Source organism: Pseudonocardia hydrocarbonoxydans (assembly GCF_006539565.1).
Taxonomy (GTDB): domain Bacteria; phylum Actinomycetota; class Actinomycetes; order Mycobacteriales; family Pseudonocardiaceae; genus Pseudonocardia; species Pseudonocardia hydrocarbonoxydans.
The window spans coordinates 190,051-210,306 of the sequence record NZ_BJNG01000018.1 but is presented as its reverse complement, the minus strand read 5'-3'; the positions used below and the strand labels follow the sequence as shown (position 1 = coordinate 210,306).

The following is a 20,256-nucleotide window of genomic DNA, read 5'->3' as shown; positions in this document are numbered from 1 at the left end:
GCCCGGGCGGGCGGGCACCGTCACTCCTGTTCCCCCGCCGGCAGGAGGCCGCCCGTGTCCAGCACGACCGCACCCGAACCCGCCGACCCGGCCGCCGCGGCCCGACCCGACGCCCCGGCCCGACCGGACGACCCCGATCGGACGGGCTGGTGGGCGATGCTGGTGATCGGCGTCCTCACCGTCCTCTACGGGCTGCTGGTGATGAGCCTGCGACCGGCTGCACTCGCGTCGGTCGCGGTGCTCGCCGGCATCGGGTTCGTCGTCGCGGGCGGCGTCCAGTTCCTGATCGCCGGCGGCATGGACCGGCGCTGGCGCTGGATCGCCTACGCCGGCGGGGTGCTGGCCGTCGGCGCCGGGGTCGCGGCCGTCGTGTGGCCCGGGCCGACCCTGTACGTGCTGGCCGTCGTCACCGCGTGGGGCTTCGTGTTCAACGGGCTGAGCCGGATCATCGGCACGCTGGTCGACGCCAAGCGCGGCCTGTGGTGGCTGGGCCTGGTGCTGGGTCTGTTCGAGCTGCTGATCGGGGTGTGGGCGATCGGGTCGCCGCTGCGCGAGGTGCTGCTGTTCGTCAACCTGGTGGGGATCTTCCTGATCCTGTGCGGCGTGGACGCGATCGTGCTGGCGCTGGGCGGGCGGTCCGAGGCCCGGACGGGCGCCCACGCGTCGCGCCCGTGACCGACGTCGCCGTCCTCGCGGTGCTGCTCGTCCTGCTCCTCCGGCCGTTCCGGGAAAGGACCTGACCTCCCATGTCCCCTGCCATCCGCGTCCCCGCGGACTTCGACCCGGTGCCGTCGGTCCGCGAGACCGGCGCCGTGCGGGTCTGCGCCGCGGCGGCCGTGCCGTCCGACGCCGACGCGCTCGCCGTCCTGCTCGGGCCCGCCGGTGACGTGCCGGCGGAGCTCGGGCTCGACCGCGCGGCGCTGGCCGCGGCCGGGTTCGGCGGGGAACCCGGCCGGACGCTGCTGGTCCCCGGCGGGGCCGGACCGGTCCGGGTCGCCGTCGGGACCGGTGACGCGCCGGACGCCGCGGGCCTGCGCGACGCCGCCGCGGCGTTCGCGAACGCGGTGCCGTGGAGCGCGCGGCCCGCCCTGCTGCTCACCGGCGCGGACCCGCGGGCCACGGCCCAGGTGCTGGTCGAGGGCGTGCTGCTGGCCCGCTACGCCTACGTCCCGCTCAAGTCCGCACCCGGGCGCACGGCGGTCGCGGCGGTCACCGTCGTGGCCCCGGGGGCGGTCGGTCCCGCCGGGGCGGGCGCGGAGACCGGGCGGATCCTCGCCGGGGCCACCGCGCTGACCCGCGACCTCGCGAACTGCCCGCCCGCCCACCTCACCGCCGCCCGGATGGCGGACGTCGCCGTCCAGCTCGGCGGCGCGCGCGGCCTGGGGGTGGAGGTCTTCGACCGTGACGCACTGGTCGCGCTCGGCTGTGGCGGTCTGCTCGGCGTCAACGGCGGGAGCCACGAGCCGCCGCGCATGGTCACGCTGACCTACACGCCACCGGGCGAGCCCGCGGGGCGGCTGGCGCTCGTCGGCAAGGGGATCATGTACGACTCGGGCGGGATCAGCCTCAAACCCGCCGACGGCGTCCACGCGATGATGAAGAACGACATGTCCGGCGCCGCGTCGGTGCTCGCCGCCATGTCGGTGCTCGCCGAGCTGGGCTGCCGCACCGCCGTCACCGGGTACCTGATGTGCACCGACAACATGCCCTCGGGCACCGCCCTGAAGATGGGCGACGTGCTGACCGTGCGCGGCGGCACGACCGTCGAGGTGAGGAACACCGACGCCGAGGGCCGGCTGGTGATGTCCGACGCGCTGGTGCTCGCCACCGAGGAGCGGCCCGACGCCATCGTCGACATCGCGACGCTCACCGGTGCCTGCATGCGGGCGCTCGGCACGTCGGTGGCCGGGGTGATGGGCAACGACCAGGCACTGGTCGACCGGCTGATCGAGGCGGGCGCGCGCACCGACGAGCCGCTGTGGCAGCTGCCGCTGGAGCGGCGCTACCGCGCCGACATCGACTCCCCGATCGCCGACCTCAACAACCTCGGCGACCTCAACGGCGGCGCGATCATGGCCGCGCTGTTCCTCGCCGAGTTCGTCGACGGGCTCCCGTGGGCCCACGTCGACATCGCGGGCACCGCCGACGTCGCGAAGCCCGGCGGCTGGCGGCCCGCCGGGTGCAGCGGGTTCGGCACGCGCCTGCTGGTCGAGCTGGCGCTCGGGTTCGGGGCGGGACGGTGACCGCCGGACCCGTCGAGTGGGTCGCGATCGTGTTCGACGGGCCGGCCGTCGACCCCACGGTCGTGCCGGCGCTCGCGGAGCTCGTGGGGTCCGGCACCGTCCGCATCCTGGATCTGCTCATCGTCTCCAAGGACACCGCGGGCGTCGTCACCTCCGTGGAGCTCGGCGAGCTCGACGCGGCCACGCTCGCCGCCTTCGACGTCCTCGACGGCGACGTGCTGGAGCTGCTCGGGGAGCAGGACGTGCCGGTCGTGGGCGAGGAGGTCCCACCCGGCGCGACGGCGCTCGTCGTGCTCTGGGAGAACGTGTGGGCCACCCGGTTCGCGCAGGCGGTGCGGGCCGCGGGCGGCACGCTGCTCACCCACGACCGCATCCCCGCCGACGTGGTCGAGCAGGCCATGGCCGGGGTGCCCCGGTGAGGCGCCGGGGGCTCGGACGGCGCGGCCCGGGGCTGCTGGGGACGGTCGCGCGCACCGCGGTGGTCGCGGGCACGGCGTCGGCGGTGGCGGGCGGGGTGGCGGCGCGGCAGCAGGAGGCCGCCCGGGCACCCCGGGGCCGGAACCGGCCGCACCCGCCGACGACGTGCCGTCCGTCGACGACATGCTGGCCCGGCTCACGCAGCTCGGCGAGCTGCGGGCGGCCGGGGTGCTCACCGAGGACGAGTTCACCGCCCAGAAGGCCCGGATCCTCGGGACCTGAGCACCGGAGGGCGCCACGGGCCGCCCGCGGTGATCGTCGTCTGCGGTGCGATCCGGCCGACCGTGGCCGCCCCGCACCGCTGGGGGTGATCATGGTCGGTCCGCGACCCTCCCGGGGTGCGCCGCCCGAGCGCACCTCCCCCGGGACGGGGGAGGCCGCCGCGCCGCCCGGTCCCCGACGCTGACGGCCCCGATGCCGGTGCCGCGCCCGCCCGAGGAGACCCGATGTCCGACCCCCGACCGGCCCGACCCGCCGTCGACGCGACCCGCCGGTGGTCCGGCGGCCTCGCCACCGCCGTGGTCGCCGCCCCGATCGCGCCGGCGGTCGGCAGCCCGGTCACCGGGGCGGCGGCGAGCGCGTCGCGGCCGGGCGCGCGGCCCGGCGCCGCGTGGTGAGCGGGGTCGCCGGGGCCGTCGGCGGGGTCCTCGCCCCGGCGGTGGCGGTCGGGCTGAGCCCGTTCGGGGTCGTCGGGGTGGTGCTGGTGCTGGGTTCGCCGCACGCCCGCACCAGCGGGCCCGCGTTCGCCGCGGGCTGGGTCGCGGGGCTGGTGGCGGTCAGCGCCGTCGCGGTGGCCCTGACCGGCGACGTCGACGAGCCCGGCAGCGTCGCCGCGAACGGTGTCGGCTGGGTCGAGCTCGCGCTCGGGGTGGCGCTGCTGTACCTGGCCGCGCGCAAGTGGCGGAAGCGGCGACGCCCCGGTGAGGAGGTCGTCCTGCCGGGCTGGATGGCCACGATCGGCGACGCGGGACCGGGCCGGGCGGTCGGGCTGGGTGTCACGTTGATGGTCGCCAACCCGAAGAACCTGGCGCTGACGGTGAGCGCCGCGGCGTCGATCGGGCAGACCGACGTGGTGGGCACCGGGCTGGTCGTGGCCGTCGCGGCGTTCGTCGTGCTGGGCTCGGTGCCGGTCGTCGGGGCCGTGCTGGCCCACCTGGTGCTGGGCGAGCGCGCCGCCGCCGCCCTCGGATCGGTCAAGGAGTTCATGATCGCCAACAACGACGTCGTCGTGGTGGTGCTGCTGCTCGTCTTCGGCTTCTCCCTGGTCGGGGACGGCCTGTCCGACCTCCCGCAGGCATGACGGCGGCCGCGGACCCCGGGCGCGTCAGGGGGCCGAGGCGAGCAGCCCCTGACGCCGGGCGGTCGTGACGGCCTCGCGCCGCGACCGGGCGTCGAGCTTGGTGTAGATCGCCTTCACGTGGGTCTTGACGGTGGAGTGCGAGACCGTCAGCTCCGCCGCGATCTCCCCCAGCGAGCGCTGGGTCGGCAACAGGCTGAGCACGTCGCGCTCGCGGTCGGTGAGCCGCACGAGGTGCCCCGGCCCGCCCGTCGCGGTACGCGCCCGCAGGATCCGTGCGGCCACCGGTTCGAGGTCGCCGAAGCCGCCAAGGTACCGGACGAGCACGTCGATCACCTCCGGCGGTGCCGAGGTCAGCGGACGCAGCGCGCCGGAGGCGGCGGCCAGTGCGAGCGCCCGCCCGAGCTCGCGGCGGGCCTGCGGGCGTCGTCCGGCGTGCAGGGCCAGCCGGCACGCCACGACCCGCGCCTCCACCCCGACCCACGGCACCAGCACGGGCGCGCTGCCGTCGAGGACCGGGGCCAGCGCGGACGCCGCGGTGCCCGTGCGCCCCGACGCCACGTGCCGCCGGGCGTGCAGGAACAGCACGTCGCCCGAGGACGGGCCGAGCAGGCCCTCGGCCCAGCCCAGGACGGCCCGCGCCTGGTCGGTGTGGCCCGCCGCCGTGGCCGCGCCGTGCTCCAGCACCGCCACGAGCGCGGTGAATCGCGGCGGGTTGCGCCCCGCCACGGCACCCGCCCGCGCGGCCGCCATCTCCGCCAGCCCCTCACCGGTGCGCCCGAGGTCGCACAGCGCGCACCCGTGCACGACCGACCGGACGTGCATCCCCGCACCGGGCACGGGCTCGTCGACGGGCGGGGCCGGGGCGGCGTCGAGGAACTCCAGGGCGCGGACCGGGTCGGCCGCCAGCAACGTGCCGTAGGCCCGCAACGTCGACGCCAGGCCGGCGGCCGCCGTGTGCGCCCAGCCCGAACCGGGCAGCTCGGCGCCCGCCTGCTCGGCCAGCCGCGTCATCGCCCCGAACTCCCCGCCGCCCGCCACCGCCGCCGCGAGGACGGCCAGCGCCCGGGCCGCCAGGTAGCCGTGGTGACGCCGCCGGGCCCCGTCGAGCACGGCCTGCGCCAGCGCGTGCGCGTCGGCGGAGCGGCCGTCGACGGCCAGCAGGAAGGCCTGGTCGAGACGGGCCATGGCGTCGAGGGCCCAGTGCTCGACGTCGCCCGGGGCGCGGTCCGGCGGCGGTGGCCCGGAGGCGAGCTCCATCTCGGCCGCGTCGACGAACAGTCCCGCCCGGCGGGACCGGACCAGGCGGTACAGCTCGCCCACCTCCGGATCGGCGTCCGCGCCCGCCTCGGCGAGGTAGTCGTCCGCGGGGCGGGTCGTGCCGCCCTCCATCGCGGCGAGCGCGTCGAGCAGGCCGAGCCGGTGGTCGACGCCGACCCCGCGGTCGACGAGCCAGGCCACCGTCGTGCGCACCGCCGAGTGGTGGCCGCCCGAGAGCAGGGTGACGGCGAACCGCCCCAGCAGGTCGGTCACCTGGCCGACCTGCCCGCCGGTGCGGGCGTGGCCCAGCGCCCGGTCCGGCTCGCGGTGCTCGGCGAACCAGGCGGCCGCCCGGACGTGCAGGGCGGCCGCGAGGTCGGGTCGCCTGCGTCGCAGGTCGGCGTGCAGGTGCGCGCGCAGCAGTGCCTGGGTCCGGTAGGTGGCGCGCCCCGTCCCGTGGCCGACGACGAGCGCCGTGCGCTGCTCGAGCTCCTCCAGCACGTCACCGGCGTCGGACCGCAGCGCCAGCGCCGCGGCCAGCCCCACCGGCACCCGGTCGCAGATGCTCACCGCGCGCAGGACCTCGACCTCGTCGGGGGCGAGGCGGGAGAGGATCTCCCCGACGAGGTAGTCGGCCACCACGCGGCCGTTGCCTGCCAGGTCGGCGAGGAAGCGGTCGCGGTCGACGCCCGCGCGCAGCGAGATCGCGGCGAGGCGCAGCCCGGCCGCCCACCCCTCGGTCTGCTCGACGAGCAGGCGTACCTGGTCGGGCCGCAGGTCCACCTCCTCCGCCGACAGCTTCGCCTCGGCCTCGTCGAGCCGGAACCGCAGCTGCTCGGCCCGGATCTCGCACAGGTCCCCGTTGAGCCGCAGCCGCGCGATCGACACCGGCGGGTCGGTGCGCCCGGCCAGCACCAGCCGCAGCCCCGGCGACCGGTCGCGCACGAGCGCGGCCAGCCCGTGCACCGCCGCCGGCGCCGTGAGCTCGTGCACGTCGTCGAGGACCAGCAGGACCGGCTCCGGCAGCGCGTCGGGCAGACCCGCGACCGCGGCCAGGAACTCCGGGTCCCGCCCCGGCCGGGGCGGGATCACCAGCCGGTGCACCGCGCTCCCGGGCTCCGTGTGGGACCCGAGCGCGGTGAGCACCGCGGCCCAGAACCGGCGGTCGTCGTTGTCGTCCTCGTCGAGCGAGACCCACGCCACCGGCTCGGGCCGCGTCGCCACCCACTCGGCGAGCAGCTGCGTCTTGCCGAACCCGGCCGGTGCGCTGACCACCGTGACCTGTCCGGGCCCACCGGCGTCGAGCGCGTCGAGCAGCCGGGCGCGGCGCTGGTGGCGCGGGGAGAGCCGCGGGACCTGCGTCTTCACCCGGGGGACGCCCGGCCGGGAGCCGGGCGCACGCGCACGTTCCCCGTCGTCCACTGGGGGAAAACTACGCCCTCCGTGTGCTTCCGGACATCACCCGACGGCCCTCCGCCCGAGGACCGAACGGCCTACCGCCCGGATCAGGCCCGCAGCGCCGCGTACCCGGGCTTGATGACGTCGTCGATCAGCGCGAGGCGCTCGTCGAAGCCGATGAAGGCCGACTTCATGGCGTTGACGGTGAACCACTGCAGGTCGGCCCAGCCGTAGCCGAAGGTGTCGGCGAGCCCGGCCATCTCCCGGCTCATCGAGATGTCGGACATCAGCCGGTTGTCGGTGTTGACGGTGACCCGGAACCGCAGCCTCGCCAGCAGGCCGATCGGGTGCTCGGCGAGCGACTTCGCCGCGCCCGTGTGCAGGTTCGACGTCGGGCACATCTCCAGCGGGATCCGCTTGTCGCGGACGTAGGCGGCGAGGCGGCCGAGCGTCGCGTCGCCGTGCTCGTCGACGGTGATGTCGTCGACGATGCGGACGCCGTGGCCGAGCCGGTCGGCCCCGCACCACTGCAGCGCCTCCCAGATCGACGGCAGTCCGAACGCCTCGCCCGCGTGGATGGTGAAGTGCCCGTTCTGCTGGCGGACGTACTCGAACGCGTCGAGGTGGCGGGTGGGCGGGAAGCCGGCCTCGGCCCCGGCGATGTCGAAGCCGACGACGCCGGTGTCGCGGTAGTGGATGGCCAGCTCGGCGATCTCGCGGGAGCGCGCGGCATGCCGCATCGCCGTCAGCAGGCAGCCGACGCGGATGCGCCGGCCCCGCTCCGCCGCCCGCGCGGTGCCGACCCGGAAGCCCTCCAGCACCGCCTCGACGACGGCGGCGAGCTCCAGGCCCTCCTCCACGTGCAGCTCGGGGGCGAAGCGCACCTCGGCGTAGACGACGCCGTCGTCGGCCAGGTCCTCGGCGCACTCGGCGGCGACGCGGACGAGCGCGTCGGCGGTCTGCATGACCCCGACGGTGTGCCCGAAGGTCTCCAGGTAGCGCACCAGCGAGCCGGAGTGCGCGGCGTCGAGGAACCAGCGACCCAGCGCCGCGACGTCCGTGGTCGGCAGCGGGCCGTAGCCGACGGCGTCGGCGAGCTCGACCACCGTGGCGGGGCGCAGGCCGCCGTCGAGATGGTCGTGGAGCAGCACCTTCGGAGCGTCGCGGACGGTCTCGGGATTCAGGGGTACCGGCACGGCCTGAACGCTAGAACACCACGTCACGGCACCCTCCCCGACCGGCCCGACTGCTCCGTACGGGCTAGCGCGCCTCCGATTGGGGAGCCGCGGACGGGTGATCAGCGGCCATCGCTACGCTGCGTACGCCCCGTCCGCTCCTCAGGAAGCTCCCCGCCGCCATGAGCAATGACTCGGTACAGTCTTTCGACCGCATGCGCGGCATGCTCGTGCGCGCCGCGGAGATCCGCGACAGCGAACAGCAGCAGATCTTCGACTCGCTCGACGAGATCCACGCCCGCCTCGCCGCGCTCGACGCGCTCGGCACCGTCCGCAAGCGCCTCACCGAGCTGCCCGACCGCACCGAGGTCAGCGTCCTGGCCGAGCGGCTCGACGAGACCGTCGCCAAGCTCGACGCGCAGGACGCCGCGCTCTCCACGGTGCTGCGGGCGCTGGAGTCGCTGCCCGACAAGCTGGCCAAGCCCTTCGCCCAGCTCGACGGCCGCCTCGACGGCATGGCCGGGCGCATGGAGGGCATCTCGGGCCGGATGGACGGCCTCGACGACCGCCTCGGCGGCCTGCACAAGCGCCTCGACGACCTCGACAACCGCCTCGACCGGCACGAGATGCGCCTCGACGCGATGCCGTCCTCGGTCGGCACGCCGATCAAGGAGCGCATCGAGGGCGTCGAGCGCGTGGTCCGCGAGCAGCTCGACGGCGCCACCCGCGCGTTCGACGAGACCGGCGAGGGCCTGCGCAACCTGCTCGGCGACACCAGCATCGGCCTGCACCGCCGCCTGGAGGACCTGGCCGCGCGCCCGGCCGTCGACCCGACCGAGCCGCTCGACGGCCTCGCCGGGCGTCTCGAGGCCCTCGCCGCCCGCCTCGACGCCCTCGACGAGGCCGTCACCGACCGGCTCACCTCGCTCGACCGGGCCGTCGACGGCAAGTTCGGCTCGCTCGACGGACGCCTCGACGAGAAGCTCGGCCGCATCGACGCCGTGCTCGTCGAGCGCCCCGACGCCGCCTCGGTCCGCGCGCTGGTGGAGCGGGCCAACGCCGAGTCCGAGCAGCGCAACGCCGGCCAGCTCGACGAGGCGATGGCCACCTTCGCCGAGCTGATCCTCGGCCGCGGCGGCCAGCCCCAGTCCCCGCCCCCGCCGCCCCGCCCGACCCAGCGCCGCGCCCGCAAGGTCACGGTGAAGTCGTCCAACGGCGCGTCCGCGGGCGACACGGTCACCGACGACCCCGACGACGACTGACCCCGCGAGTCGGGACTTCCGTGCGACGCAGTCGCACCGTCCGTGCGACGGCCGGACGTCAGCGGCGGGCCCGGCCCGCACTCACGCGTCGTCGAACTCGCTCGCACGGATGTCCCGACTCGCGGGGGGGGTCAGGGGCGGATCGCGTCCAGCAGCAGCGCCGGGCGCTCCGCGGGCCCGTCGGTGATCCGCAGGCCGCCGTCGAGGGCGGCGCGGGCCGCCGCGACCGCGGACGGGGTGTCGGTGTGCAGCTCCAGCAGCGGCTGCCCGGCCTCGACCTGCGCGCCCGGGTCGGCCAGCAGCAGCACCCCGGCACCGGCCTGCACGGCCTCCTCCTTGCGCGCCCGCCCGGCACCGAGCCGCCACGCGGCCGTGCCGACGGCGAGGGCGTCGGGGGTGAACGTGCCGGACGCCCCGGCCGCCACCGTCTCGACGTGCGAGGCCACCGGCAGCGGCGCCGACGGGTCACCGCCCTGGGCCGCGATCATGGCCTCCCACACCGGGTACGCCGCGCCGGAGGCCAGCACCTGCGCCGGGTCGGCGTCGGTGATCCCGGCCAGCTCCAGCATCTCCCGCGCCAGCGCCACCGTCAGCTCGACGACGTCGGCCGGCCCGCCCCCGCGCAGCACCTCGACGGACTCCGCGACCTCCAGCGCGTTGCCGGCGGCCCGCCCGAGCGGCACGGACATGTCGGTGACCAGCGCGGTCGTCGCGAGTCCGTGCGCGCCCCCGATGCCGACCATCGTGCGGGCCAGCTCCCGCGCGCGGTCGAGGGTCTTCATGAACGCCCCCGACCCGACCTTGACGTCGAGCACCAGCCCGCCCGTGCCCTCCGCGATCTTCTTGCTCATGATCGAGCTGGCGATGAGCGGGATCGACTCGACGGTGCCGGTGACGTCGCGCAGCGCGTAGAGCTTGCGGTCGGCCGGGGCCAGCGTCGGCGTCGTCGCGCAGATGACGGCCCCGACGGACGCGAGCTGGGCGGCGATCTCCTCCAGCGTCAGCGACGCGCGCCAGCCGGGGATCGACTCGAGCTTGTCCAGGGTGCCGCCGGTGTGCCCGAGGCCGCGCCCGGACAGCTGCGGCACCGCCGCACCGCACGCCGCGACGAGCGGCGCCAGCGGCAGGGTGATCTTGTCGCCGACGCCGCCGGTGGAGTGCTTGTCCACCAGCGGGCGGCCGAGGTCGCCGAAGGACAGCGTCTCCCCGGAGTCGATCATGGCCTGGGTCCAGCGCGCGATCTCCGCGGTGTCCATGCCGTTGAGCAGAATCGCCATCGCGAGCGCGGACATCTGCTCGTCGGCCACGTCGCCGCGGGTGTAGGCGGCCAGCACCCAGTCGATTTGCCCGTCGGTGAGCCGGCCCCCGTCGCGCTTGGTGGTGATCACGTCGACGGCCGAGAAGCTCATGGCTCGACGGTACGACGTTCCGCGCCGCGCGCACCCTGCGACCCCGACGCGCACCGTCGAGGGTGCGCGCGGGGCCCGAACGTGCGCGGCGGCGTCAGGTGGGGAGGTGTTCCGGGCCGAACGCGTCGGGCAGGACCTCGCTCAGCGGCCGGACGCCGCGGGGGGTGTCGAGCAGGCAGTCGGGGCCACCGAACTCGTAGAGCACCTGGCGGCACCGCCCGCAGGGCATGAGCAGCTCCCCGGTGCCCGACCGGCAGGCCACCGCGACGAACCGGCCGCCGCCGGTGAGCCGCAGCTGCCCGGCCATCGTGCACTCCGCGCACAGCCCGAGCCCGTAGGAGGCGTTCTCGACGTTGCAGCCGGTGACGACGCGCCCGTCGTCGCAGACCGCGGCGGCGCCGACCTGCAGGTGCGAGTACGGGGCGTACGCCGAGCCGGCCGCGGCGACCGCGGCGGAGCGCAGCGCCGCCCAGTCGTGGTCAGTCACCCTCGCCCCTGCGGTACTCCATGCCGATCGCGGCGGGCGGGCGCAGCCGTTGCGAGGCCACCGCCAGCACCAGCAGCGTGACGATCTGCGGCGCGTAGGAGGCGAACTCGCGCGGCACCGTCTCGGTCGAGAAGTAGACCGCATAGACCGCCGCACCCGCGACGAGCGCGATCGCCGCGGTCTGCCAGCGTCGCTGCAACACCCACAGCACCGCCAGCCCGACCGCCAGGATCGACGCCCCGTAGAGCAGCGCGTGCACCGCCTCGCCCCCGGCCCGCAGCTGCACGCCGTCGACGTAGCCGAACAGCGCGGAGCCCGCCAGCAGCCCGCCGGGCCGCCAGTTGCCGAAGATCATCGCGGCGAGCCCGATGTAGCCGCGGCCGCCGGTCTGGCCCTCCAGGTAGCCGAGCTGGCCGGGGTTGAGCGTGAGCGCCGCACCACCGAGCCCGGCCAGCGCCCCGGAGACGATCAGCGCGATGTACTTGTAGAGGTAGACCTGCACGCCCAGCGACTCCGCGGCCACCGGGTTCTCCCCGCACGAGCGCAGCCGCAGCCCGAAGCTGGTGCGCCACAGCAGCAGGTAGCTCGCCGGGACGAGGACGAACCCGAGCACGACCAGCGGCGTCAGCCCGGACAGCAGCCCGCCGAGCAGCCCGGCGACGTCGGAGAGCACCACCCGTTGCTGCGCCTCCACCGCGGCGAGCGCGTCGGCCAGCGGCTGCACCGAGAACGTCTCGAACCCCTCGACGCGCGGGCTCTGCCGCGGGTTGCCCGAGACCGGCAGGAACAGCAGCGTCGACAGGTACTTGGTGACGCCCAGGCCCAGCAGCGTGATCGCCACGCCGGAGACGATGTGGTTGACGCCGAACGACACGGTCGCGACGGCGTGCAGCAGCCCGCCGAGCACCCCGAACACCAGCCCGCCGACGACGGCGGCGTAGGGCCCCCACTGGTAGCCGGCCCACGCCGCGCCCCAGGTCCCGAGGATCATCATGCCCTCGAGCCCGATGTTGATCACGCCCGCGCGCTCGGCCCACAGGCCGCCCAGCGCCGCGAACAGGATCGGCAGCAGCAGCCGCACCGCCGCCTGGGTGGTGCCGCTGGAGGTGAGCTGGATCTGGCCGGTGAGCGTGGCCGTGACCGCCAGCAGCCCGACCCCCACGGCCACCACGATCGCCGAACGCGCCCAGCCGGGCAGCGTGCCGAAACCCGCCCGGGCCCTGGTCAGGGTGGTCATCCGACCACCTCCTTGTCCGCCGCGGGCGCGCCGCGCAGCTGCGCGGCGACCCGGCGCTGCTCGGCGGCGAGCTCGTAGCGCCGCACGACCTCGTAGGCGACGACGACCGACAGCACCACCGAGCCCTGCATGATCAGCACGATGTCACGGGGCACGCCGATGTTGTCGAGCGCGATCGCCGACTTGTCCAGGAACGCCCACAGCAGCGCGCCGAACGCGATGCCCGCAGGATGGTTGCGGCCCAGCAGCGCGACGGCGAGGCCGGTGAAGCCGTAGCCCTGCGGCGAGGTCAGGGTGTAGGCGAAGTCGCGCCCGAGCACCTCCGGCAGCCCGGCGAGCCCGGCGACCGCGCCGGAGAGCACCAGCGCGATGATCACCATCCGCTTGGCGTTCACGCCGCCCGCGGTGGCCGCCGTCGCCGACTCCCCCGACGCCCGCAGCTCGAACCCGAATCGCGTGCGGTTGAGCAGGAACCAGTAGCCGACGCCGAGCAGGACGGCGACCACGACCATCCCGAAGATGGTGCCCGCCCCGGTGTCCAGGCCCGGGAACTGCCCGCTCGGCTCGATCGGCTTGGTCGAGATGTTGTTGCCCTGCAGCACCCCGAAGGAGTCGGGGCGGATGAGGAAGGCGATCGCGCCCAGCGAGACGGCGTTCAGCATGATCGTGGAGATCACCTCGCTGACGCCGCGGTACGCCTTGAGCAGCGCCGGGATGCCCGCCCAGACCGCCCCGACCAGCACCGCCACCACGATGATCACCAGCGTGTGCAGCACCGGCGGGAGCACGATCAGCCCGCCGACGATCGCGGCCACGCAGGCCGCGAGCCGGTACTGGCCCTCGATGCCGATGTTGAACAGCTTCATCTGGAAGCCGATCGCCGCGGCCAGCGCGACGATGTAGTAGATGGCCGCGCTGTTGACGATGTCGACGGCCGTGGTGCCCTGCCCGACCTGGCCGATCATCACCCCCAGCGCCGTCAGCGGCGACGCCCCGCTGATCACCAGCGCGACGGCGCACAGCGCGGCGGCGAACAGGATCGCCAGCGCGGGCGGCAGCAGTGCGGAACGGATCCGGCTCATGCCGCGGCCCCGTCGGCACCGGTCATGGCGGCCCCCAGCTCCTCCGGCGTGACGGTGGCGGGGTCGGCGGCGGCCACCAGCCGCCCGCGCAGCATCACCTTGATCGTGTCGGACAGGCCGATCAGCTCGTCGAGGTCGGCGCTGATCAGCAGGACCGCGAGGCCGTCGGCCCGGGCCCGGCGCAGCACCTCCCAGATACCCGCCTGCGCGCCGACGTCGACGCCGCGGGTGGGGTGCGAGGCGATCAGCAGCACCGGGTCGCCGGACAGCTCGCGCCCGACGATCAGCTTCTGCTGGTTGCCGCCGGACAGCGCGGCCGCGGCGACGTCGACGCCGGGCGTGCGCACGTCGAACTCCTCGACGATGCGCCGGGTGTCGCGCCGAGCCGCCTCGCGGTCGATCAGGCCGCCCCGCGCGACCGGGGGCCTGCTCTGGTGGCCCAGGATCCGGTTGGCCCACAGCGGCTGCGTGGCGAGCAGGCCGTAGCGGGTGCGGTCCTCCGGGACGTAGCCGATGCCGGCCTCGCGGCGGGCCAGGGTGCCGGCGCGGGTGATGTCCGTGCCGGACAGCGTGATCGTGCCGTCGGTGGCCCGGCGCATCCCCATGATCGTCTCGACGAGCTCGGTCTGCCCGTTGCCCTCGACGCCCGCGATGCCCAGCACCTCGCCCGCGTGCACGACCAGGTCGACGTCGGCGAGCAGGGAACGACCCCCCTCGTCGGCGGCCAGCTGCAGCCCGGTCACCCGCAGCACCTCACGGTCGGTGACGGTCGAGTCGCGCGTCTCCGGGCTGGGCAGCTCGCTGCCGACCATCATCTCGGCGAGCTGGCGGCTCGTGACGGCCCCCGGGTCGGCGGAGCCCACGCAGGCACCGCGGCGGATCACGGTGATCGTGTCGGCGATGGCGCGCACCTCGTCGAGCTTGTGGGAGATGAACAGGAACGTGAAGCCCTCGGCGCGCATGCCGCGCAGCGTCGCGAACAGGTCGTCGACCTCCTGCGGCACCAGCACGGCCGTCGGCTCGTCGAGGATGATCGTGCGGGCGCCGCGGTAGAGCACCTTGACGATCTCGACGCGCTGCCGGTCGGCCACCCCGAGGCGCTCCACGAGCATGTCGGGACGCGCGTTCAGCCCGACGGTGCGGGCCAGCTCGGTGATGCGGGCCTTGGCCTTCGCCCCGATGCCCAGCTGCGCCTCGGCGCCGAGCAGGATGTTCTCCGCGACCGTGAGGTTGTCGGCCAGCATGAAGTGCTGGTGCACCATGCCGATCCCCGCCCGGATGGCGTCGGCGGGCGAGCGGAACCGCACCTGCGCGCCGTCGACGGCGATGGTGCCCTCGTCGGGCTGCTGGATCCCGTAGAGGATCTTCATCAGCGTCGACTTGCCGGCCCCGTTCTCGCCGCACAGCGCGTGCACCTCGCCGCGGCGCACCGCCAGGTGGATGTCGCTGTTGGCGACCACCCCCGGGAAGCGTTTGGTGATCCCGGTCAGCTCGACGGCGTAGTCCGTCATGCCACTCCTCGTCGGACGTGCGGGGTCGGACGTGCGTCGGGGGGCCGGGGCGTCGGCCCCGGCCCCCCGCGCACCGCGATGATGCCCTACGGCGTGCTGCTCACCGTGATGTCGCCGTTGATGATGGCGGCCTTGTAGGCGTCGAGGTCGGCGACCAGGTCGTCGACCCCGCCCCCGGTGGTCGAGTAGCCCACACCGTCGACCGACAGGTCGAAGGTCTGCGGCAGCACCGAGGTGTCCCCGGCGGCGACCGCGTTGATGAAGTTGAAGACCGCGACGTCGACGCGCTTGAGCATCGAGGTCATGATCACCTCGTTCGTCGGGGCGGCGACGGTGTTGAACTGGTCGGAGTCGACGCCGATCGCGTACTTCGGGGCCTCCGCGGTGGTGGCCGCGGCGACCGCCTCGAACACGCCCTGACCCGAGCCGCCCGCCGCGTGGTAGACCACGTCGGCGCCGCTGTCGAGCTGGCCGCGGGCCACCTCGGTGCCGCGGGCCGGGTCGTTGAAGCCGGAGAAGTCGCCGGCCGGGGAGATGTAGTCGACGTCGACCTCGACGTCGGGGGCCACCGCCTTGGCGCCCTGCACGAAACCGGCCTCGAACGCCTGGATCAGCGGCACCTCGACCCCGCCGACGAAGCCGATCTGGCAGGAGGTGGTGCGCATCGCGGCCGCCGCGCCGACCAGGAACGAGCCCTGCTCAGCGGCGAAGGTCAGGCTGGTGACGTTGGGCAGGTCGACCACGGAGTCGACGATCGCGAACTGGGTGTCGGGGAACTCCGCGGCGACCGTGGTCAGCGACTCGGAGTAGGCGAACCCGACCGCGACGACCGGGCTGAAGCCCTCGGTCGCCAGCTGGCGCAGCCGGCTGACGCGGGCGTCCTCGCTCTCGCCGGTGGCCGCGGCCACCTCACGGGTGTTGTCCTGCACCAGGCCGAGCTCGGCGACGGCCCGCTCCAGACCGGCGTAGGCGGAGTCGTTGAACGACTGGTCGCCGCGGCCGCCCACGTCGAAGGCCAGGCCCACGCGCAGCGCGCTGGCGTCGGCGTTCGGGGCGATCGGGGCGGCGCTCGGGGCGGCGGCGCCGCCCGCGGCCGCGGGAGCGGCGTTGCGGGCGCACTCGGTGCCCGCGGCGTCACCGCCCGCCGCGGGGGTGCCGGTGTCGCGGGCACAGCCCGCGAGGACCAGTGCACTGCTCAGCACCGCGGCGGCGAATGCCATACCTCTTCTGTGACGCACGGGGACGTGCCTCCTGTTCCGGCCGGCACCTCGTGGGCCCCGGGATCTCGCTGGGAGCGGCGCAGCGCTGCGCGACGGCGAACCGTAAACCCGGCGGACGGGGGTTGACCATGGCCGTGACCGAATCGTCGGCTCCGGTGGGTGAGCGCCCCGTGAGCACCCGGTGATCGGCATGTGCCACATTCGACCGATGGACGAGGTCACGACGACGGTCGCCGCCCCACCGGAACGGGTGTGGGCGTTGGTCACCGACATCACGCGGATGGGCGAGTGGAGCCCCGAGAGCACCGGCGGGCGGTGGCGCGGCGGGGCGACGGGGCCCGCCACGGGGGCGCGGTTCGTCGGCGGGAACCGCAACGGGTGGGTGCGCTGGAGCACCCACTGCCGCGTCGTGGAGTGCACGGCACCGTCGCGGTTCGCGTTCACCGTCGCCGAGAGCCGGATGACGTGGGGCTGGCGGCTCGAGCCCGACGGCGACGGCACCCGGCTCACCCAGTGGCGCGAGCGGACCGGCACCCCGAACGTCGCCGTCCGGGCGCTGGCGGCCAGCGGGCTGCTGGGCCGCGACCGCGAACAGCTCATGGTCGACGGCATGCACCGCACGGTCGCGGCGGTGAAGGCGGCGGCGGAGCGCTGACCGCGCCCCACGGCCAGGTGCTCGCGCACAGGGGGCGGGCTCGCGCACAGGTCGCACCGTGTGCGAGCGACCGGTTCCCGTGCGCGAGGCCGGTTCCCGTGCGCGGGACCGGTTCCCGTGCGCGGGACCGGTTCCCGTGCGCGGGACCGGTGACGGCGGGCGCCCGCGGGTGCGGCCGGTCGTAGAGTGCGCGGGCGTGCGCTGGATCGCGGCGGCGGGGCTGGTGGTCGGGCTGCTCACCGGGGCCGCGGCACCGGTCGCGCCGGGGTGCCCGGGCCAGGCCGCTCCCCCGGGCCCGGCCGCGGTGGAGGAGGCCGCCGGGCCGCCCGCGCTCCCGGTGCCGGCGGAACCGGTGGGCGGGCTCGGGGTCTGCGGTGACGCCGTGGCCGGGGGCGGCGCCGTGCCCGTCGAGCTGGCGTGGCCCGCGCCCGGCGCCGCGACGCCGGTGCCCGGGGCGCCCGTACCCGCCCCGGCGGCCGCGTTCGTGCTCGCCGACCTCGACACCGGGGCCGTGCTCGCCGCCCGCGCCCCGCACGCCCGCCACCGACCGGCGTCGGCGATCAAGGTGCTGACGGCGATCGTCGCCCTGCGCGACCTCGATCCCGACCTCGTCGTCGACGGCACCGCCGAGGACCTCCGGATCGAGGGCAGCCGCGCCGGTATCGGCCCCGGTGGCCGCTACACCGTCCGCCAGCTGCTGCAGGGGTTGCTGCTGAACTCCGGCAACGACACCGCGGCCGCGCTGGCCAGGGCCCTGGGCGGCGACGCGGCCACCGTCGCGGCGATGACGGCGACGGCCGCCGGGCTCGGGGCGCTGGACACCCGCCCGGCCACCCCCTCCGGCCTCGACGGTCCGGGCGGCGCGTCGAGCGCCTACGACCTCGCGCTGCTGTTCCGGGTGGCGATGCGCGACCCGCTGTTCGCCGCCACGATCGCGACGCCGTCGGTGCCCTTCCCCGGCTACGGCGACATGCCGGGGTTCGAGCTGTCCAACTCCAGCCGGTTCCGCACCGGCTACCCGGGCGCCCTCGGCGGCAAGACCGGCTTCACCGACGCCGCCCGGCACACCTTCGTCGGGGCCGCGGAACGCGGCGGCAGGCGGCTCGTCGTGGCGCTGGTGCGCGGCGAACAGTCCCCCGTGCCGATGACGGCGCAGGCCGCGGCCCTGCTCGACCTCGGCTTCGCGCTGCCGCCCGGCGTCGCGCCACTGGGGACGCTGGTGGACGCACCCCCGGTGGTCGCCGCACCGGGCCCGGGTGGCGCGCCGCCGTCCCCCGCCCCGGCCGACCCGGCTCCGAGCCCGGACGACCCGGCCGGGCCGGGGTGGATCGTGCCCGTCGGCGCGGTGGTGGCGCTGGTCGTGCTGGTGACGGTCGTCCTGCGCCGCCGGAGACGGTGAGGAGTCCTCCGGTCAGTCCCGGCGCCGCCCCCGCAGCAGGCCGGCTCCGAGCACCCCGGCGATCGCCCCGGCCCCGACGAGCCCGGCCGCGGTCCCGGCAGCGGGCCCCGAGCGGACCGTCACCTCCGAGTGGATCACCGCGGGCCCCGGGACCTCGACCTCCTCCTCCTGCTCGTTCTCCCGCGACGTCGCCGCCCAGGCCGTGACGAACAGGATGAACCGCGAGGTGAAGAAGGCGAACACCATCAGACCGATGAACGGGCCGATGATCTGGCCGGTCGGCGACTCCGTCACCGACGCCAGGTAGACCGTCATGACCTGCTTGAGCACCTCGAACCCGACGGCGCCGAGCACCGCCGCCTTCGCCGCGCTGCGCAGCGTGGCGTGCTCGCGGGGCAGCCGGGCGATCACCCACAGGAAGATCAGCCAGTTGGCCGCGAGACCGAGCAGGACGCCGAACAGGCCGAGGAGGAACTTCGCCCAGCCCTGCTCGGCCAGCCCGACGAACTCGAGGATCGTGCCCGTGAACCCGAACACGAGGCCGGTGATCGCGAACGAGCCGATCATGGCGGCGCCGAGGCCGACCAGGGTGAGCAGGTCGAACAGCGTCTTCTTGACGATCGCCGGGGCGGTCGGTGGCTGACCCCACTGCTCCGACAGCGCCTCGCGCAGGTTCGACATCCAGCCGATCCCGGTGTAGAGCGCGCCGAGCAGGCCGATGATCCCGATCGTGTTGCGGGACTCGATCGCGTTGTCGACGATCGGGTTGATCAGGTCGTCCAGGCCGGCCGGGGCGTTCGCGCTGATGCCGGCCTTGAGCTGGTCGAGCAGGTCGGGCTGCAGGAACAGCACGTACCCGAGCGCGGCCACCGAGACCAGGATCAGCGGGAACAGCGCCAGCACGGAGAAGTAGGTGATGGCCGCGGCGTAGTGGTCGCCGTGCCGCTCGGTGTAGCGGGCGCCGGCACGCACCAGGTGGTCGAGCCAGGCGTAGCGGGCTCGGTAGCGCTCCAGGAGCGTCGGCTCGGCGGGCTTCTCCGCCTCCGCGGCCCTGGCCCGGACGGCGTCCGCGTCCTTGTCGACGGCAACAGCCACGCTTCACGTCCTCAGGTGTCAGGTCGGGGGCAGGAACCCGATCTTGTCGTGGACGGCGGCCAGTGTCGCGCTCGCGACCTCGCGCGCCCGGGTGGCGCCGCGGGCGAGCACCCGGTCGAGTTCGGCCGGGTCGTCCAGGTAGCCCTGTACCCGTTCTGCGAGCGGAGCAGTGAAATCCGCGACGATCTCGGCGAGATCCTTCTTCAGGTCGCCGTAGCCCCTGCCCGCGTAGTCGCCCTCCAGCTCGGCGATCGTCCGCCCGGACAGCGCCGAGTGGATCGTGAGCAGGTTGGAGACCCCGGCCTTCGCCTGCGGGTCGTAGCGGATCTCCCGCTCGGCGTCGGTGACCGCCGAGCGGATCTTCTTCGCGTTGACCTTCGGGTCGTCGAGCAGGTTGACGATCCCGCCCGGCGCGGAGCTCGACTTGCTCATCTTGGCCGACGGGTCCTGCAGGTCCTGGATCTTCGCCGTGCCCGCGAGGATGTAGGGCTCCGGGACCACCAGCGTGCGCCCGAAGCGGGAGTTGAAGCGCTGGGCCAGGTCGCGCGTCAGCTCGACGTGCTGGCGCTGGTCCTCGCCGACGGGGACGCGGTCGGCGTTGTAGAGCAGGATGTCGGCGGCCTGCAGGATCGGGTAGGTGAACAGCCCGATCGACACGCGATCGGCCTGCTGCTTGGCCGACTTGTCCTTGAACTGCGTCATCCGGCTGGCCTCGCCGAACCCGGTGAGGCAGCCGAGCACCCACTCGAGGCGGGCGTGCTCGGCCACGTGCGACTGCACGAACACGGTGCAGCGCTGCGGGTCCAGCCCCAGCGCGAGCAGCTGCGCCACCCCGTTGCGGGTGCGGGCGGCGAGCGTCTTCGGGTCGTGCTCGACGGTGATCGCGTGCAGGTCGGGCACGAAGTAGAACGCGTCGTGGTCGTCCTGCAGGGCCACCCACTGCCGCACCGCGCCCAGGTAGTTGCCGAGATGGAACGAGTCGGCGGTCGGCTGGATGCCGGACAGCACCCGTGGGCGGCGGTCGGTGGGCGTGCTCATGGCGTCATCCT

At 75.1% G+C, this 20,256-nt stretch carries 19 protein-coding genes; 9 read left to right on the top strand and 10 right to left on the bottom strand.

The genetic code is table 11. The annotated features are described in order from the left end of the window. Positions 1 to 54: 54 nt before the first annotated feature. From PHY01_RS26480 to PHY01_RS13555, 6 genes are all read left to right on the top strand, one after another. A complete protein-coding gene (locus tag PHY01_RS26480; RefSeq protein WP_170183795.1) occupies positions 55 to 675 on the top strand; it encodes a DUF308 domain-containing protein in 621 nt (206 codons plus the stop codon). Positions 676 to 746: 71 nt separating this feature from the next. After that, positions 747 to 2,243, top strand: a complete 1,497-nt coding sequence (locus tag PHY01_RS13570) for a leucyl aminopeptidase (RefSeq protein WP_141278991.1) — start codon at positions 747 to 749, stop codon at positions 2,241 to 2,243. Next, complete coding sequence (locus tag PHY01_RS13565) at positions 2,240 to 2,662, top strand: DUF6325 family protein (RefSeq protein ID WP_141278990.1); 423 nt, start codon at positions 2,240 to 2,242, stop codon at positions 2,660 to 2,662. The genes PHY01_RS13570 and PHY01_RS13565 overlap by 4 nt, the downstream gene beginning before the upstream one ends. Before the next feature lie 163 nt (positions 2,663 to 2,825). Then, positions 2,826 to 2,942, top strand: coding sequence for an SHOCT domain-containing protein (locus tag PHY01_RS26890; protein ID WP_218030142.1), 117 nt, complete (start codon positions 2,826 to 2,828; stop codon positions 2,940 to 2,942). A 224-nt stretch (positions 2,943 to 3,166) separates the two neighbouring features. Continuing rightward, a complete protein-coding gene (locus tag PHY01_RS26475; protein ID WP_170183794.1) occupies positions 3,167 to 3,337 on the top strand; it encodes a hypothetical protein in 171 nt (56 codons plus the stop codon). Next, positions 3,334 to 4,020: a GAP family protein gene (locus PHY01_RS13555; protein ID WP_170183793.1), complete on the top strand. Its 687-nt coding sequence runs from the start codon at positions 3,334 to 3,336 to the stop codon at positions 4,018 to 4,020. Before PHY01_RS26475 ends, PHY01_RS13555 begins: the two co-directional genes overlap by 4 nt. Positions 4,021 to 4,044: 24 nt before the next feature. Here the strand turns inward: PHY01_RS13555 and PHY01_RS13550 are convergent, their stop codons facing one another. Beyond that, positions 4,045 to 6,645, bottom strand: a complete 2,601-nt coding sequence (locus PHY01_RS13550; protein WP_141278988.1) for a winged helix-turn-helix domain-containing protein — start codon at positions 6,643 to 6,645, stop codon at positions 4,045 to 4,047. Positions 6,646 to 6,782: 137 nt separating this feature from the next. After that, the gene (locus PHY01_RS13545) at positions 6,783 to 7,871 is read right to left on the bottom strand and encodes an adenosine deaminase (RefSeq protein ID WP_218030141.1); all 1,089 of its coding nucleotides are present in this window, start codon (positions 7,869 to 7,871) and stop codon (positions 6,783 to 6,785) included. Between the two features lie 194 nt (positions 7,872 to 8,065). Between PHY01_RS13545 and PHY01_RS13540 the strand changes: the two genes are divergently transcribed. Next, positions 8,066 to 9,112 carry a PA containing protein gene (locus PHY01_RS13540; RefSeq protein ID WP_246085880.1) on the top strand — a complete coding sequence of 349 codons (1,047 nt, stop codon included), beginning with the start codon at positions 8,066 to 8,068 and terminating at the stop codon, positions 9,110 to 9,112. Between the two features lie 131 nt (positions 9,113 to 9,243). On the opposite strand, the gene PHY01_RS13535 is transcribed toward PHY01_RS13540, so the two are convergent. The 6 genes from PHY01_RS13535 to PHY01_RS13510 all read right to left on the bottom strand — a co-directional run bounded on the left by PHY01_RS13535 (position 9,244) and on the right by PHY01_RS13510 (position 16,058). After that, the gene (locus PHY01_RS13535) at positions 9,244 to 10,521 is read right to left on the bottom strand and encodes a thymidine phosphorylase (protein WP_141278985.1); all 1,278 of its coding nucleotides are present in this window, start codon (positions 10,519 to 10,521) and stop codon (positions 9,244 to 9,246) included. A 94-nt stretch (positions 10,522 to 10,615) separates the two neighbouring features. Further along, positions 10,616 to 11,008 (bottom strand): cytidine deaminase, encoded by a 393-nt coding sequence (locus PHY01_RS13530; RefSeq protein ID WP_141278984.1) that lies wholly within the window; start codon positions 11,006 to 11,008, stop codon positions 10,616 to 10,618. Beyond that, positions 11,001 to 12,245 carry an ABC transporter permease gene (locus PHY01_RS27595; protein WP_141278983.1) on the bottom strand — a complete coding sequence of 415 codons (1,245 nt, stop codon included), beginning with the start codon at positions 12,243 to 12,245 and terminating at the stop codon, positions 11,001 to 11,003. The genes PHY01_RS13530 and PHY01_RS27595 overlap by 8 nt, the downstream gene beginning before the upstream one ends. Continuing rightward, complete coding sequence (locus PHY01_RS13520) at positions 12,242 to 13,327, bottom strand: ABC transporter permease (RefSeq protein ID WP_141278982.1); 1,086 nt, start codon at positions 13,325 to 13,327, stop codon at positions 12,242 to 12,244. Before PHY01_RS13520 ends, PHY01_RS27595 begins: the two co-directional genes overlap by 4 nt. Beyond that, a complete protein-coding gene (locus PHY01_RS13515; protein WP_141278981.1) occupies positions 13,324 to 14,838 on the bottom strand; it encodes an ABC transporter ATP-binding protein in 1,515 nt (504 codons plus the stop codon). The genes PHY01_RS13520 and PHY01_RS13515 overlap by 4 nt, the downstream gene beginning before the upstream one ends. Before the next feature lie 86 nt (positions 14,839 to 14,924). Beyond that, positions 14,925 to 16,058: a BMP family lipoprotein gene (locus PHY01_RS13510; protein WP_141278980.1), complete on the bottom strand. Its 1,134-nt coding sequence runs from the start codon at positions 16,056 to 16,058 to the stop codon at positions 14,925 to 14,927. A gap of 208 nt (positions 16,059 to 16,266) precedes the next feature. On the opposite strand from PHY01_RS13510, the gene PHY01_RS13505 reads away from it, so the two are divergent. Next, positions 16,267 to 16,713 carry an SRPBCC family protein gene (locus PHY01_RS13505; protein ID WP_141278979.1) on the top strand — a complete coding sequence of 149 codons (447 nt, stop codon included), beginning with the start codon at positions 16,267 to 16,269 and terminating at the stop codon, positions 16,711 to 16,713. 196 nt (positions 16,714 to 16,909) lie between these two features. Then, the gene (locus PHY01_RS13500) at positions 16,910 to 18,112 is read left to right on the top strand and encodes a D-alanyl-D-alanine carboxypeptidase family protein (RefSeq protein WP_141278978.1); all 1,203 of its coding nucleotides are present in this window, start codon (positions 16,910 to 16,912) and stop codon (positions 18,110 to 18,112) included. Positions 18,113 to 18,124: 12 nt separating this feature from the next. Here the strand turns inward: PHY01_RS13500 and PHY01_RS13495 are convergent, their stop codons facing one another. Further along, complete coding sequence (locus PHY01_RS13495; RefSeq protein WP_141278977.1) at positions 18,125 to 19,207, bottom strand: YhjD/YihY/BrkB family envelope integrity protein; 1,083 nt, start codon at positions 19,205 to 19,207, stop codon at positions 18,125 to 18,127. An 18-nt stretch (positions 19,208 to 19,225) separates the two neighbouring features. Continuing rightward, positions 19,226 to 20,245: a tryptophan--tRNA ligase gene (trpS, locus tag PHY01_RS13490; RefSeq protein WP_141278976.1), complete on the bottom strand. Its 1,020-nt coding sequence runs from the start codon at positions 20,243 to 20,245 to the stop codon at positions 19,226 to 19,228. Positions 20,246 to 20,256 lie beyond the last annotated feature (11 nt).

Excerpts from the sequence above, each read along its gene's own strand:
- PHY01_RS13540 (WP_246085880.1), top strand. The coding sequence starts at position 8,066 with ATGCGCGGCATGCTCGTGCGCGCCGCGGAGATCCGCGACAGCGAACAG.
- PHY01_RS26475 (WP_170183794.1), top strand. The coding sequence starts at position 3,167 with ATGTCCGACCCCCGACCGGCCCGACCCGCCGTCGACGCGACCCGCCGG.
- PHY01_RS27595 (WP_141278983.1), bottom strand. The coding sequence starts at position 12,245 with ATGACCACCCTGACCAGGGCCCGGGCGGGTTTCGGCACGCTGCCCGGC.
- trpS (WP_141278976.1), bottom strand. The coding sequence starts at position 20,245 with ATGAGCACGCCCACCGACCGCCGCCCACGGGTGCTGTCCGGCATCCAG.
- PHY01_RS13520 (WP_141278982.1), bottom strand. The coding sequence starts at position 13,327 with ATGAGCCGGATCCGTTCCGCACTGCTGCCGCCCGCGCTGGCGATCCTG.
- PHY01_RS13570 (WP_141278991.1), top strand. The coding sequence starts at position 747 with ATGTCCCCTGCCATCCGCGTCCCCGCGGACTTCGACCCGGTGCCGTCG.
- PHY01_RS13535 (WP_141278985.1), bottom strand. The coding sequence starts at position 10,521 with ATGAGCTTCTCGGCCGTCGACGTGATCACCACCAAGCGCGACGGGGGC.
- PHY01_RS13510 (WP_141278980.1), bottom strand. The coding sequence starts at position 16,058 with ATGGCATTCGCCGCCGCGGTGCTGAGCAGTGCACTGGTCCTCGCGGGC.
- PHY01_RS13515 (WP_141278981.1), bottom strand. The coding sequence starts at position 14,838 with ATGACGGACTACGCCGTCGAGCTGACCGGGATCACCAAACGCTTCCCG.
- PHY01_RS13505 (WP_141278979.1), top strand. The coding sequence starts at position 16,267 with ATGGACGAGGTCACGACGACGGTCGCCGCCCCACCGGAACGGGTGTGG.